A 14,919-nucleotide genomic window follows, 5' to 3' on the forward strand; every position below is an offset into this window, starting at 1 on the left:
CCGCTTGAGTGCGCAGCACTCATAAATGGGGCCGCTACGCAGCCCATGTGGGAGCCGGATTGCCCGCGATCGGTTGCGCAGCAACCGCAAAACAAACAACTAAAAGAGCCAAGCCAAAGCGGAGCACACGTGATGAAACAGCCCAAAGTGAATTTCTACAACCTGGCCTGGCGCTGGCATTTCTATGCCGGTCTGTTCGTCGCGCCATTCATGGTGATGCTGGCCCTGACCGGTGTCATTTACCTGTTCAAGCCGCAACTCGATCCGTTGATGTACGGCAGCCTGATGAACGTCCCGGCCGGGCATCACAGCGTCCCGGCCGACGACCTGCTCAAGCGGGTGAAACAGGCGTATCCACAAGCAACGATCAAACAGTACCTGCCGCCGGTCAACGCCGAGCGCAGCGCTCAGTTTGTCGTGATCAATGGCGGCACCGAGCTCAACGTATTTGTCGATCCCTACCAGGGCGACATCCTCGGCGATCAAGATGCCAAGAAGAATCTGCAAGCGGTGGCGCGAGCGATTCACGGTGAATTGATGATCGGCACCGTCGGTGATCGGCTGGTCGAACTGGCCGCCGGATGGGGCGTGGTGCTGGTGGTTTCCGGCGTGTTCCTGTGGTGGCCGCGCGGCCAGGCGGCCGGTATTTTGTGGCCGCGCCTGACCAGTCGTGGCCGCATACTCTGGCGTGATCTGCACGCGGTGACCGGCTTCTGGGGCGCGTCGCTGCTGCTGGTGATGCTGCTCAGCGGCATGACCTGGACCGGTTTCTGGGGCCAGAAATACGCACAGGTGTGGAACGTGTTCCCGGCCGCGATGTGGGACAACGTACCCAAGTCCGACGTCGAGGCCCGCAGCCTCAACACTGCCACCCGCCAGACCGTACCTTGGGCCATGGAAAACACCCCGATGCCGATGTCCGGCGACCACGCCGAACACATGGCCCACGACGGCGCCAAAGCCGGCCCCGCGGCGCCGACCATCAGCCTGCAGGACGTGCAAAACATCGCCATGCAACGCAAGGTGGAGCCGGGTTACAGCATCACCTTCCCGACCACCGCGACGGGCGTGTTCACCATCGCCGTGTTTGCCGACGACCCGCGCAACGACGCCACGCTGCATGTCGATCAGTACACCGGCGATGTGCTCGCCGATGTGCGCTACGAGCAATACGGCACCGTCGCCCGCGCCACGGAAATCGGCGTAATGCTGCATGAAGGCAAGATGTTCGGCCTGTTCAACCAGATCGTTGTATTGCTGATCTGCCTGATGATTTTGCTCAGTGCGGTCAGCGGCGTGGTGATCTGGTGGAAACGTCGTCCACAAGGCAAGTTCGGTGTTCCGCCGCTGCGCCATGACCTGCCGAAATGGAAAACCGCGATGGTCGTCATGTTCACCCTGGCCGTGGCGTTTCCGCTGGTGGGTGCTTCGTTGGTCGTCGTGTGGCTGCTGGATCGCCTGCTGTTTTCGCGCTTCTCCCGGCAAACTGAATCGGCCTCATCTTCATCGTGAAGCAGGCGAGATGCGCGGTTTAGAGGGATCTGTAGACTTTCCGCGTTAATCTCCCCTTCGCGCAATGGCGGCGAATCTAATGAGGGGCAGCAGTGGATCCTGGGTGAACCATGGTCGTTTTTCGTCACTGCTGACTACACCTTTTGATTCAAGGGCCCTATCGCGGGCAAGCCCGCTCCCACAGGGATCTGCGGTGTGCACAAATAGTGTGTGAACGCCGGAGACCTTGTGGGAGCGGGCTTGCCCGCGATAGCGCCATCCGCAACACCCAAAATTTCAGAGTTAATGCATGACCTCGCTGAACCTCAAAAACCTCGCCTGGACGCCGCTGGGCCACGGCCACTGCCATCACCAGTTCCGGCTGCGTGATGCTTCGCTGCACGTAGCCGCCGGTGAGTTTGTCGGGTTGATCGGCCCCAACGGCAGCGGCAAGACGAGCCTGCTGCGGTGCGCTTATCGCTTCAGCAAGCCGGAGAGCGGCGAGGTCCGACTCGACCACCACAACGTCTGGAAACAATCCTCGCGCTGGTGCGCCCAACGCATCGCCGTGGTGTTGCAGGAGTTTCCGGATGCCTTCGGCCTGACGGTCGATGAGGTGGTTGCCATGGGTCGCACGCCGCACAAGGGCCTGTTCGACGGGGACACGATTGAAGACCGGAATCTGGCGACCCGGGCATTGGAATCCGTCGGCCTCAAAGGCTTCGAAGACCACGCCTTTGCCACGCTCTCCGGCGGTGAAAAACAGCGGGTGATCCTCGCCCGCGCCCTGGCCCAGCAACCGCAATTGCTGGTCCTCGACGAGCCGACCAACCACCTCGACCCGCGCTATCAGCTGGAGCTTCTGCAACTGGTCAAACACCTGAAGATCGGCACCCTGGCCAGCATCCACGACCTCAATCTCGCTGCTGCTTTTTGCGATCGGCTCTACGTGATCAATCACGGCCGCATCGTCGCTAGCGGTACACCAAAAGAAGTCCTGACTGCCGACCTTCTGCGCGACGTGTTCGGCGTTGAAGCGCTGATCGATCAACACCCCTTGCACGGCTACCCACGAATCACCTGGATAACCCAATGATGAATTTGCGTTCCCTGCTTTGCGTCGCTCTGTTGCTGGGCAGTGCCCAGGCCTTTGCCGACACCACGAAATACCCGCTGACGATCCACAGCTGCAACCGCGAAGTGACGTTCAGGCAAGCACCGAAACACGCGGTCAGCCACGACATCAACATGACCCAGATGATGCTCGCCCTCGGCCTCAAGCCGAGCATGGCCGGCTACAGCGGCGTCACGGGATGGAAGTCGGTCACGCCCGAGATGCAAACCATCCTCGACGGTTTGCCGGAGCTGGCAGCCAAGTACCCGTCAGTGGAAACCCTGCTCAACGCCAACGTCGACTTCTTCTTCGCCGGCTGGGACTACGGCATGCGCGTGGGCGGCGACCTTACGCCGCAAACACTTCAGCCATTGGGCATCAATGTCTACGAGCTGACCGAGTCCTGCGCCTTCGTCATGAAGCGTCCGCCGGCCAGCCTGGAAGACACCTACAACGACCTGCGCAACCTCGGCAAAATCTTCGATGTGCAGGATCGCGCCAATGCCCTGATCGCCCAAATGCAGGCGCAAGTCGCCGAGGTGCGCAAGGATCTGCCCGCCGACAAACCGCGCGTTTTCCTCTATGACAGCGGCGAAGACCGCGCCATGACCTCCGGCCGCCTCGGCATGCCTCAGGCGCTGATCGATGCTGCAGGTGGGCGTAACATTCTCGATGACGTGGAGGCGAGCTGGACCCGCGTGAATTGGGAAAACGTGGTCGAGCGCAATCCGCAGGTGATCGTGATCGTTGACTATGGCGAAGTCACCGCCGAACAGAAAGAGCAATTCCTGCTCGACAACAAGGCACTGCGATCGGTAGACGCGATCAAGAACCAGCGTTTCATCGTGATTCCATACGTGCAGGCCACGCCGGGTATCGACAACGTGCTGGCGGTTGAAACCCTGGCCAAAGGTTTCCACGGCCAATGATGGATCGTCGCTATGCCTTGCTGCTGATGATGCTCGGCGCGCTGTTGCTGGTGTCGTGCGTGGTGTCGCTGGGCTTTGGCCCGGCGCGGGTGCCGGTGGACGTGGTGTGGCGAATTTTGCTGCACAAGGTGTTCGGTTTTGGCGAGGTGAGCTGGACGGCCGGACAGGAACACATCGTGTGGTTGATCCGTGTGCCGCGCATGCTGCTCGGTGCCCTGGTGGGCGCAGGCCTGGCGCTGATTGGCGCAGTATTGCAAGCGGTTACGCGCAATCCCCTGGCTGACCCGCATCTGCTCGGGGTCACTTCCGGCGCTACCCTTGGCGCGGTGATCGTGGTGCTGCATGTCGGTGAAATCGTCGGGCTGCTGACCCTGCCGATTGCGGCGTTTATCGGCGCGCTGCTGAGCATGCTGGTCGTGCTGATGATCGCCAACCGCAACGGGCGGCTGGACAGCGATCGGTTGCTGTTATGCGGCGTGGCGGTGTCATTCGTGATGATGGCGATTGCCAATTTGCTGTTGTTTCTTGGCGATCATCGGGCGAGTTCTGCGGTGATGTTCTGGATGCTGGGCGGGCTAGGGTTGGCGCGTTGGGCGTTGCTGGCGGTGCCGGCTGCCAGTGTGTTGCTGGGACTGGTTTTGCTGTTGGGGATGGCCCGACCGCTGAACGCCTTGATGGCCGGTGAACAGACGGCCGTGACCCTTGGGCTCAACGCCCGCACCGTACGCTTGCGCGTGTTTCTGATTGCGTCGTTGATGACGGGAGTGCTGGTGTCGATCAGCGGCTCCATCGGCTTCGTCGGGCTGATGGTGCCGCACATTGCCCGGCGACTGGTCGGGGCAGAACACCGTCGGTTGCTACCAGCGTGCGTGTTGCTGGGCAGCATTTGCCTGGTCTGGGTCGATGTCGCCGCGCGCACGCTCATCGCCCCCGAGGACTTGCCGATTGGCGTGGCTACGGCGGCAATTGGAGGATTGTTTTTTATCGGCTTGATGCGTAAGCGCTGATAAAAAATAACGTCCTGCCAATGCTGAAATGGGAACTACAGTTCATCGCGAGTGGGTTTATCAGAGACATCGGCAACTTCCTTGCGCCTGACTTTCCAATCGCGCCCAAGACGGCCGGTCTGATTCCAGCCATACGCAGCGTCCAGTACCCGCAATTGGCCAATATCCGCCAGCCTGGAAATAAACTCTTCCGAAGAAAGCGTCTGTTGTGCGAGCAACAATGACTCCTCTGCCTTGCTATACACCGGTACGTATTTGAGCAATGCGCCATGGCCTGTCGAGTAAAAGTAAGCCGATATATCAAACCCTTTGGCTTGCAAGGCGTAGGTGTGCGCGTGCACCAACGCAGGCGCTGCAAAGCGTGCATCGTCCGTTTCGGATGCTGTCGTCACCGTCCTGTTTGCTGGCTGAATCTGATGACTGGCCACCAGTTCGAAACCGTCAGGAAACTGCGGCGCTCTATTGCTCGCGGAGGTAGAGGTATCGCTCGCGGTTCGAAAGATTCGCTTGATGGCTTCATCGGGATAACCCGGATCGACGAGAGGCTCCAGGCCAACGTATGAATACGAACCGGTTTTTCTCAAAACCGCGCTGGCGCGCAAAGTCGTTTGCTCATCGAAACGTGCCGCTCGAAGCTGTGCATGACGGGCAGCATCGTCGGGGTGGTGAAACACGGGTCCCAGAGGTAATGCGGATTTGCCGGCCCACAGCTTATCGGCAGAAACAGCAGGCATGTAAGGACGCCAGTCATGGCCCACTTCACCCTGACGAGACCAATACGTGCTGGATACCAGAACTTCCAGATGTCCGTGTAACGCCATGCGCCGAATGTAACCGGTCAGGCTGAATGTACCCCGACTGATGGCGTGCCAGTCACGCTGTGCCTGCTCAAGCGTTGCAAACGGATTATCCCTGAGTTGGATCTGACCAAATCTGTCCAGAGGTGCGGCCGGATCGAAAGCACTGGGTTGAAAACGTAGCAAGGCGCCGTCGGCACAAGAGAAATAAATCGGCCTGTACCCTTGGTTGGTTCGGACGCTGACACGCGCCAGGTTCACATCCAGGGGTGAAAAAAAGTGCCGATAGTCATCGTCCGACAGCCCTTTCGGAGCTCCTGCTGCGCAGAGAACAATCCCGCTGTCGACGTATCGGTAAGGCAATACACCAGGAAAGATACGGTCATACGCCAACCGTGAGCCTAGCACCTCAACAGGCAGCGTTGCGATGAAAGAACCGGTACGAGCGTTCCTCAAGATGAATCCGAAACCTGGGGTTGATCGACTGCCCGCCTGCTCATGGACGAGACGCGCACAGTCCTGTTCGCGAACGCACACAGGGCTGTAAGCTGGCTCCGTCATGGCCCTTGGATAACCGGTCGTATGGGTCGCTGCAGGAAATGGCTGCAACTCCGTCACCTCACGAGCCGGGCCCCAGAGTCGGCTACCGACGACCACATGCAAGTATCCGGTATTCACCAGTTTTTTTACCCATTCAGTCGGTTTCAATGCGCCCTGATGTATCTGTTTCTTGATCCAGGTCGCATCAAGGTCTCGAGCCGGTTTGCCCGAGGCACCCAATGCAATTCCCAGATCGGCCCGAATGCGCTCCCAGTTGCCAACCCGATAACGAATTGTCGATCCGTCAGGCGCAAACAGGTACTCATCGAACGCTTGCGTGTTGCGCATGAATGCGGCGTAGACGACATCGACGGACAGCATGTTGAGGTAGAGCGCTTTATCGACCCGGGACAGAACGACGGGAAGTGCTCGCGGCACCCGTGAGCGGTAACGCGCAACGAGTGTGCACGCCGCCGGGAACAGGCCGAAGGTGACTGCCTCATCGGGGAAGATCCAATTGACATCGAAATCTTCCTGCAGAATACGGACCGGATCGGTTGCCACGAAAAGCCCGTCATCACGCTTGAGAATGAAGCCACCAAACGCCCCGACGTTGTTGCCTGTGGGCACTCGCGAACGCGCATGCACGGCGGCGTCGTCCGCTGTAAGGAACACCGGACCCAGCGTACGACGCTGCAGGTTCTGGCTCGGCGTCCAATACGCGTCGACCGGCCCTTTCCTGTCCCAGCACAGACTGGTGCGCATGACGCGCAAAACTCCGCTGTTGGCCACCACCCTGACAAAGTCGTTCGCGGTGAGCTTGCCACTGGCCAGATTGTTTTGAATCACCTCCAGCCCCATGTTCGGCACGTCGTTATCGAACAGCTTGCTGCCCTTGCGGGCGTTATATTTCAGAAGGGCGCCGTCCTGAGTCGAGACATAAAGAGGAATGGTGGTCCGCGGCTCCATGACCGTTCGTCTTCTGGAGTTGTAAGCCACCACCCAAAGATCCTTGGGCACGATGAAGTGCTGCGCCAACCATTTCCGGGCAGTGTCGCGTTCATGCCTGACCCGCTGACGGGAATAAAAATAGGCGTGGGGAATGAATGATTCGGGGTACAAGGTCTCCCCGGTCCTGGAGATGCCGAACAGGCTGCCCAACGAGTAAAGTTTGTCCCTTACACCGCTGACCGGGACCAGTTCGCTGGCGATGTATCGCTCCTTGCCTTGGTGCTTGAGGATGAACCCGAACCAGGTCTGCTCCTCCTCATGCTGCCCCATATCTTTGGAGTAGCGATCAAGTGCCGCCTCATCGGCTGACTGGAATACCGCACCAAAAGACGCCCGCTCCGGCACGCGTCTGTCCCAAGGGCCCGGGACGACAGGTCCCGTGATTTTCCCTCGAGGTCGCCAGCGACCGTTGCTGATGAGGACCCGCAAATCGCCGGCGTCCGCCGCTTCCACAACAAGCTGCTCCGGTTTGGCAGCCCCCGCTGCAAGCCCCAAGGCAAATGGACCCGGCTCAAGCTCGCTTCCCAGTAGAGGGAGCAGGATCGCCCCGCGCGACCAATCGGGTGTGAAACTGATCAAACTGTCTTCGGCGCCAGAAAGATACGCTGGCAGTCTGCTCCCGAAACTGTCGCGCAATTCGTCAACGCTGAACATCAACAGATGGGTTGCAGCCTCGTCTGTTGACCATCTCATCTGCGCTACCTTGGTTGCATCGAGCGTCGAAAGCGCAGGGTGAGAATAGAACCGGCCATGCAAGGCGTGGTTGTCGGGAATCACCTGGTGATGGGGGCCGACAGGGACCGGCCGTTCAGCCGGCTCGGTTATCACAAAGCGATGATCGTTTCGCTGAAGGATATAGCCGTAATAGCCGCGCTCACGGCGGCGCCCGACTCGCTCATGGGCGTAACGTGCGGCATCGTCGGACGACAGAAACTCTCTATCCAACACGTTCAATGCTGATGCCGCCCTGGTCGGGGCGGGTTGTCGTGGTTGTTCATCCATGAAACAGAACTCCATTGAATTATCAGGAACGCCCACCTTCGCACCGCAAAACCTTCCCTGAGCGGTACATAGATACTACTTCCCGCGCTCGGCACCACTTAAGCGCATCGACCTGTCCGGGTACGTAGTTCGTGCCCGCTCACGGTGCAACCCACTCAACCGCCGAGCGTTCTCGCCCCCTCAGGCAAAGCAATTCGAGTCTTAGGCACAGCCTTTGCAAAACGGCCTTCAGTAGTCCGCATCTGCCCCCAAGAAAAACATCTAACGTTCATGGAGATCGCACAATGAAGCGTCGCAGCTTGATCAAGGCTTTCACACTCACGGCAAGCATTGCCGCGATGGGCTTGACCTGGACCGTCCAGGCCGCCGAGACCATCAAGGTCGGTATTCTGCATTCGTTGTCCGGGACCATGGCGATCTCCGAAACCTCGCTCAAAGACATGGCCTTGATGACCATCGACGAGATCAACGCCAAGGGCGGCGTCAACGGCAAGATGCTGGAACCGGTGGTTGTGGACCCGGCATCCAACTGGCCGCTGTTCGCGGAAAAGGGTCGTCAGTTGCTGACTCAGGACAAGGTTGCGGTGGTGTTCGGTTGCTGGACATCGGTGTCGCGTAAATCGGTGTTGCCGGTGTTCGAAGAACTCAACGGCCTGCTGTTCTACCCGGTGCAATACGAAGGCGAAGAGATGTCGCCGAACGTGTTCTACACAGGCGCCGCGCCAAACCAGCAAGCCATCCCGGCGGTGGAATACCTGATGAGCGAAGAAGGCGGCAGCGCCAAGCGCTACTTCCTGCTCGGCACCGATTACGTCTACCCGCGCACCACCAACAAGATCCTGCGCTCGTTCCTGCATTCCAAAGGCGTCGCGGACAAGGACATCGAAGAGGTCTACACCCCGTTCGGCCACAGCGACTATCAAACCATCGTGGCGAACATCAAGAAATTCTCGGCGGGCGGCAAGACAGCGGTCATCTCGACCGTCAACGGCGACTCCAACGTGCCGTTCTATAAAGAGCTGGCCAACCAGGGTTTGAAAGCCACTGACGTTCCCGTTGTAGCGTTCTCGGTCGGCGAAGAAGAACTGCGTGGCATCGATACCAAACCGCTGGTGGGCAACCTCGCGGCCTGGAACTACTTTGAATCGGTGGAGAACCCGGCGAACAAGAAATTCGTCGCGGACTGGAAAGCCTACGCCAAGAAACACAACCTGCCGGGCGCCGACAAAGCGGTGACCAACGACCCGATGGAAGCCACCTACGTCGGCATCCACATGTGGGCGCAAGCGGCTGAAAAAGCCAAGTCCACCGACGTCGACAAAGTCCGCGAAGCCTTGGCTGGCCAGACCTTTGCCGCGCCGTCGGGCTACACGCTGACCATGGACAAGACCAATCACCACCTGCACAAACCGGTGATGATCGGCGAGATCCAGGCCGATGGTCAGTTCAACGTGGTGTGGCAGACCGAGGGGCCGATCCGTGCTCAGCCGTGGAGCCCGTTTATTTCGGGTAACGACAAACGGCCGGATTATGCGGTGAAGAGCAACTGAGGCGGATCTGGAGTTTGGGGTGGACTTGAAATCTACCCCTCACCCTAACCCTCTCCCCAGAGGGGCGAGGGGACTGACCGAGTTGTCTGGTCGAGCTACTTCGACCTGCGCAATCAAGTCGAACTCAGGATTTGAAAAGCATGAAGATCGGCCCCCTTTCCCCTCTCCCCATTGGGGAGAGGGCTGGGGTGAGGGGTCGATTTAACAGGAACACCACCAATGCCCACTGCCCTATACCGCGTCATCCTCGCCATCGCACTGTTGCTGCCGATGGCCGCGCATTCAGGCGAAGCCGAAGACTTCGTCGCCGCCAATCCAGTGCAGCAAGCCAAGCTTCTCGAATCCTGGGCCGCGCAGCCCGACCCGGCCCGCATCGAGCTGATCAACGCGCTACAACAAGGCGAGTTGACCATCGACGGCCAGCCGAAAACCCTGCGCCTGAACAATCGCCTGCGGGGTCTGATCGACACCGCTATGGCCAGCCACCAATTGCTCGCCGCCGACGCCAAAATCCGTCTGGCTGCCGCGCAGCAATTGCAGAAAAGCGCCAAACCGGCGCAGCTGAAATTCCTCGACCAGCAACTGGCTGGCGAACAAGACAAAACTGTTCACGCCGCCCTGAGCCTGGCCCTGGCCAATCTGCAATTGGTCGACACCGACCCGGCCGTGCGCCTTGCCGCGGTGCGCCTGCTCGGTGAAACCGGTGATCCTCTTGCGCGCACCCGCCTCGAAAGCTTGCTGCAACCGGGCGTCGAAGCCGACTCCAACGTGCGTACCGCCGCCGAAACCAGCCTCGCTCAAGTCAAACGCAAACTGCTGATCGGCGAGATGCTCGGCCAAGCCTTCAGTGGCATGTCTCTAGGGTCAATCTTGCTGCTCGCGGCATTGGGTCTGGCGATCACCTTCGGCTTGCTCGGCGTGATCAACATGGCCCACGGCGAGATGCTGATGCTCGGCGCGTACTCGACCTACGTGGTGCAGCTGATGTTCCAGCGCTACGCCCCGCAAGCCATCGAGTTCTACCCGCTGATCGCCTTGCCCGTGGCATTTTTTGTCACTGCCGCGATCGGCATGGCGCTGGAACGCACCGTGATTCGTCACCTCTACGGCCGCCCGCTGGAAACTCTGCTGGCGACCTGGGGCATCAGTTTGATGCTGATTCAACTTGTCCGGCTGCTGTTCGGCGCGCAGAACGTTGAAGTGGCCAACCCGGCGTGGCTGTCGGGCGGGATTCAAGTGCTGCCCAACCTCGTGCTGCCGTACAACCGCATCGTGATCATCGCCTTCGCGCTGTTTGTGGTGGTCCTGACCTGGCTTCTCCTGAACAAGACACGCCTCGGTTTGAACGTGCGCGCCGTCACCCAAAATCGCAACATGGCCGCCTGCTGCGGCGTGCCGACCGGACGGGTCGACATGCTCGCCTTCGGCCTCGGCTCAGGCATTGCCGGCCTCGGTGGCGTGGCCCTCAGCCAGATCGGCAACGTCGGCCCGGACCTCGGCCAGAGCTACATCATCGACTCCTTCCTGGTGGTGGTGCTCGGCGGTGTCGGTCAATTGGCCGGCAGCGTGCTGGCGGCGTTCGGCCTGGGGATCGCCAACAAGATTCTCGAACCGCAGATCGGCGCCGTGCTCGGCAAGATTCTGATCCTCGCGCTGATCATTCTGTTCATCCAGAAGCGTCCGCAAGGCCTCTTCGCACTGAAAGGACGGGTGATCGACTGATGAACCAGCCCCTGATGCTCACGGCCAGCCAAAAGGCCGGCCCTAAAGTCACGATTGCCGTCGGTGCGGTGATCCTCCTTCTGCTGCTGGCGTTGCCATTACTCTCACTGTTGTCGCCGGACAATGCGTTTCACGTCTCGGCCTACACGCTGACGCTGGTGGGCAAAATCCTGTGCTACGCCATCGTCGCCCTCGCGCTGGATCTGGTCTGGGGTTACGCCGGCCTGCTGTCCCTCGGCCACGGCCTGTTCTTTGCCCTCGGCGGTTATGCCATGGGCATGTACCTGATGCGCCAGGCGTCGGGTGATGGCTTGCCGGCGTTCATGACCTTTCTGTCGTGGACCGAATTGCCGTGGTACTGGACCGGCACCAGCAGCTTCCTTTGGTCGATGTGCCTGGTGGTATTGGCGCCGGGTTTACTGGCGCTGGTGTTCGGGTTCTTCGCCTTCCGTTCGCGGATCAAGGGCGTGTATTTCTCGATCATGACCCAGGCCCTGACCTTCGCCGGAATGCTGCTGTTTTTCCGCAACGAAACCGGGTTTGGTGGTAACAACGGCTTCACTAACTTCCGCACGATTCTCGGCTTCGGCATTACTGAGCCGGGCACCCGCGCGGTGCTGTTTTTTGCCACGGTGGTGTTGCTGGTGGCGAGTCTGTTTATCGGCTGGCGTCTTGCGCAAAGCAAGTTTGGCCGGGTGCTGACGGCACTAAGGGATGCGGAAAACCGCCTGATGTTTTGCGGCTACGATCCACGCGGCTTCAAGCTGTTTGTCTGGGTGTTGAGCGCTGTGCTGTGTGGCTTGGCCGGTGCGTTGTACGTGCCGCAGGTCGGGATCATCAACCCGAGCGAAATGTCGCCGACCAACTCCATTGAAGCCGCCGTTTGGGTCGCTTTGGGTGGTCGCGGAACGCTGATCGGTCCACTGCTCGGCGCGGGTGTGGTCAACGGGATGAAGAGCTGGTTCACCGTGGCGTTTCCCGAATACTGGCTGTTCTTTCTCGGCGCGTTGTTCATTGTCGTGACCTTGTATTTGCCCAAAGGCGTGATCGGTCTGCTGAAAAAAAGAGGTGAATCATGAGAGTCACAGCGACGGCTGAATTCATGCTCGAACCGGCGTTTTTTCCTGTCGAGCCCAACAAGGATGCGGGCAGCAGCCGCGACGCCATCGGCCTCGGACAACGTGTCAGCCCCGGCCTGAATACACGCCACGGCACCATCCTGACCCTGGAAGACATCAGCGTCAGCTTCGATGGCTTCAAGGCGCTCAATGATCTGAACCTGTACATCGGCGTCGGCGAACTGCGCTGCATCATCGGCCCCAACGGCGCGGGCAAGACCACGCTGATGGACGTCATCACCGGCAAGACTCGCCCCAGTCACGGCAAGGCCTGGTTCGGTGAAACCCTCGATCTGACGTCGATGAGCGAAGTGCAGATCGCCCAGGCCGGCATCGGCCGCAAATTCCAGAAGCCGACGGTGTTCGAAGCCTTGAGCGTGTTCGAGAACCTGGAGCTGGCGCAGAAAACCGACAAATCGGTGTGGGCCAGCCTGCGGGCTCGCCTCAGTGGCGAACAGAAAGACCGCATCAGCGAAGTGTTGGAAACCATTCGCCTGACCAGCTCTGTCAATCGCCCCGCGGGGTTGTTGTCCCACGGCCAGAAGCAGTTTCTGGAAATCGGCATGCTGCTCATGCAAGACCCGCAACTGCTGCTGCTCGACGAGCCGGTGGCGGGCATGACCGACGCCGAGACCGAGTTCACCGCCGAACTGTTCAAGAGCCTGGCCGGCAAGCATTCGTTGATGGTGGTGGAACATGACATGGGCTTCGTCGGCTCCATCGCCGACCACGTCACCGTGTTGCACCAGGGCAGCGTGCTGGCTGAAGGGTCGCTGGAACAGGTGCAGGAAAACGAGCGGGTGATCGAGGTGTACCTCGGTCGCTAGACCTGCCAACACGGACACCGTGGGAGCGGGCCTGCCAGCGATAGCAGTGGGTCAGACAACATCAATACTGGATGTGCCGCCCCCATCGCTGGCAGGCCAGCTCCCACAGGGTTCTGTTTGAAACAGAAGGAATTTGGACATGCTGCAAGTCGACAAGCTGCACCAGTACTACGGCGGTAGCCACATCCTGCGGGGCCTGACGTTTGACGTGAAGGTCGGAGAAGTCACTTGCCTGCTGGGGCGCAACGGCGTGGGCAAAACTACATTGCTCAAGTGCCTGATGGGTTTGCTGCCGGCCAAAGAGGGCGCGGTGAATTGGGAAGGCAAACCGATCACCACGTTCAAGCCGCACCAGCGAGTGCATGCCGGGATCGCTTATGTGCCGCAGGGTCGGGAAATTTTCGGTCGGTTGACCGTGGAAGAAAACCTGCTGATGGGTCTGTCGCGATTTCCTGGCTCTGAAGCCAAGGAAGTCCCAGCATTCATCTACGAGCTGTTTCCAGTGCTGCTACAAATGAAGCAACGACGCGGCGGTGACTTGTCCGGCGGCCAACAGCAGCAATTGGCGATCGGTCGCGCACTGGCCAGCCGCCCACGGCTGTTGATTCTCGATGAGCCCACCGAAGGCATCCAGCCGTCGGTGATCAAGGAGATCGGCGTGGTGATCAAGAAGCTCGCGGCCCGGGGTGACATGGCGATTCTGTTGGTGGAGCAGTTCTACGATTTCGCCGCAGAACTGGCCGATCAATACTTGGTGATGTCCCGGGGCGAGATCGTGCAACAAGGTCGCGGCGAAAATATGGAAGCCGAAGGTGTACGTGGTCTGGTTACGATCTAATCTGCAGCGTCCTGACGATAATTAGAGAATATGAATTTACCTGTCCCCACTGCCCTGTTTACCCCGAGCTGGCACGCCGAGCTGGAATTGGGCTACGCCCGTTTCGGCGACAGCACGCGCCCGGTCCTGCGCCGGCACAAAGGCCCGCTGCGGGTGCAGAAGCACCTGTATGCCGAAGGGCCCGAGGTGTGCCAACACATCATCGTCCACCCGCCGGGCGGCATTGCCGGCGGTGATCAACTGGATATCAGGGCCAGCGTCGGCAGCCAGGCCTGGGCGCAAATCACCAGCCCGGGCGCCGCCAAATGGTATCGCGCGGCGGGGCCCGCCTATCAGCGGTTGGCATTGAAAGTGGCGAGCGGTGCGACACTGGAATGGCTGCCGCAAGAGACGATTATCTTCAGCGACGCTCAGGCCGAGCTCAGCACCTCCATCGACCTTGAAGGCGATGCGCGGCTGTTTTACTGGGACGTCGTGGCGCTGGGCCGTCCGGCCAGTGGCGAGCGCTTCGACCTCGGTCACTTTCAGGCGCAACTGGATATCCGTCGTGACGGCCAGTTGCTCTGGCACGAACGCCAGCGCATTGTCGGGGATGACGGGTTGCTGGACTCGCCGATTGGCCTGGATGGGCAGCCGGTGTTTGCGACGTTGCTGGTGACCGGGGACATCGACAGTGGTTTGCTGGAGCGTTGCCGTTCGCTGCCCCATGACGTGCGCGGGGATCTGACCCAGTTGCCGGGGCTTTTGGTGGCTCGATGCCTGGCCAGTGAGGCGCTGCTAGCGAGAGGTTGGTTGATAGATTTATGGCGATTGCTCCGGCCGGCGTTGTTAGACCGAGAAGCGGTCCCACCTAGAATATGGAGCACCTGAAACGCGATCCCATGTGGGAGCGAGACCGGCTTGCCGGCGATGGCGTCGGCACACACAACATTGACGTCGCCTGATTGGCCGCTATCGCGAGCAGGCTCGCTCC

Annotated in this window: 11 protein-coding genes; 10 read left to right on the forward strand and 1 reads right to left on the reverse strand. The window is 60.1% G+C overall.

The features are described 5' to 3' along the window. Positions 1 to 132: 132 nt before the first annotated feature. The 4 genes from ACRC4F_RS13605 to ACRC4F_RS13620 all read left to right on the forward strand — a co-directional run bounded on the left by ACRC4F_RS13605 (position 133) and on the right by ACRC4F_RS13620 (position 4,541). Positions 133 to 1,512: a PepSY-associated TM helix domain-containing protein gene (locus ACRC4F_RS13605; protein WP_438659758.1), complete on the forward strand. Its 1,380-nt coding sequence runs from the start codon at positions 133 to 135 to the stop codon at positions 1,510 to 1,512. Between the two features lie 289 nt (positions 1,513 to 1,801). After that, entirely contained in the window at positions 1,802 to 2,587 is a 786-nt protein-coding gene (locus ACRC4F_RS13610) for an ABC transporter ATP-binding protein (RefSeq protein WP_438659759.1), read from the forward strand. Continuing rightward, positions 2,587 to 3,534 carry an ABC transporter substrate-binding protein gene (locus ACRC4F_RS13615; protein WP_438659760.1) on the forward strand — a complete coding sequence of 316 codons (948 nt, stop codon included), beginning with the start codon at positions 2,587 to 2,589 and terminating at the stop codon, positions 3,532 to 3,534. The genes ACRC4F_RS13610 and ACRC4F_RS13615 overlap by 1 nt, the downstream gene beginning before the upstream one ends. Next, a complete protein-coding gene (locus ACRC4F_RS13620; protein WP_438659761.1) occupies positions 3,531 to 4,541 on the forward strand; it encodes a FecCD family ABC transporter permease in 1,011 nt (336 codons plus the stop codon). Before ACRC4F_RS13615 ends, ACRC4F_RS13620 begins: the two co-directional genes overlap by 4 nt. 35 nt (positions 4,542 to 4,576) lie before the next feature. On the opposite strand, the gene ACRC4F_RS13625 is transcribed toward ACRC4F_RS13620, so the two are convergent. After that, positions 4,577 to 7,891 carry a hypothetical protein gene (locus tag ACRC4F_RS13625; RefSeq protein ID WP_438659762.1) on the reverse strand — a complete coding sequence of 1,105 codons (3,315 nt, stop codon included), beginning with the start codon at positions 7,889 to 7,891 and terminating at the stop codon, positions 4,577 to 4,579. A 284-nt stretch (positions 7,892 to 8,175) separates the two neighbouring features. On the opposite strand from ACRC4F_RS13625, the gene urtA reads away from it, so the two are divergent. From urtA to ACRC4F_RS13655, 6 genes are all read left to right on the forward strand, one after another. Further along, positions 8,176 to 9,441, forward strand: coding sequence for an urea ABC transporter substrate-binding protein (urtA, locus tag ACRC4F_RS13630; protein WP_438659763.1), 1,266 nt, complete (start codon positions 8,176 to 8,178; stop codon positions 9,439 to 9,441). A 219-nt stretch (positions 9,442 to 9,660) separates the two neighbouring features. Further along, positions 9,661 to 11,163 carry an urea ABC transporter permease subunit UrtB gene (gene urtB, locus ACRC4F_RS13635; RefSeq protein WP_438659764.1) on the forward strand — a complete coding sequence of 501 codons (1,503 nt, stop codon included), beginning with the start codon at positions 9,661 to 9,663 and terminating at the stop codon, positions 11,161 to 11,163. Further along, positions 11,163 to 12,242, forward strand: coding sequence for an urea ABC transporter permease subunit UrtC (urtC, locus tag ACRC4F_RS13640; RefSeq protein ID WP_438659765.1), 1,080 nt, complete (start codon positions 11,163 to 11,165; stop codon positions 12,240 to 12,242). The genes urtB and urtC overlap by 1 nt, the downstream gene beginning before the upstream one ends. After that, complete coding sequence (gene urtD / locus ACRC4F_RS13645) at positions 12,239 to 13,108, forward strand: urea ABC transporter ATP-binding protein UrtD (protein WP_438659766.1); 870 nt, start codon at positions 12,239 to 12,241, stop codon at positions 13,106 to 13,108. Before urtC ends, urtD begins: the two co-directional genes overlap by 4 nt. 139 nt (positions 13,109 to 13,247) lie before the next feature. Further along, on the forward strand, positions 13,248 to 13,946 hold the full coding sequence (gene urtE / locus ACRC4F_RS13650; RefSeq protein ID WP_077748951.1) for an urea ABC transporter ATP-binding subunit UrtE: 699 nt from the start codon (positions 13,248 to 13,250) through the stop codon (positions 13,944 to 13,946). 30 nt (positions 13,947 to 13,976) lie between these two features. Continuing rightward, complete coding sequence (locus ACRC4F_RS13655) at positions 13,977 to 14,816, forward strand: urease accessory protein UreD (protein WP_438659767.1); 840 nt, start codon at positions 13,977 to 13,979, stop codon at positions 14,814 to 14,816. Positions 14,817 to 14,919: the final 103 nt, after the last annotated feature.

It is taken from the genome of Pseudomonas sp. (assembly GCF_051660785.1).
Classification (GTDB): Bacteria; Pseudomonadota; Gammaproteobacteria; order Pseudomonadales; family Pseudomonadaceae; genus Aquipseudomonas.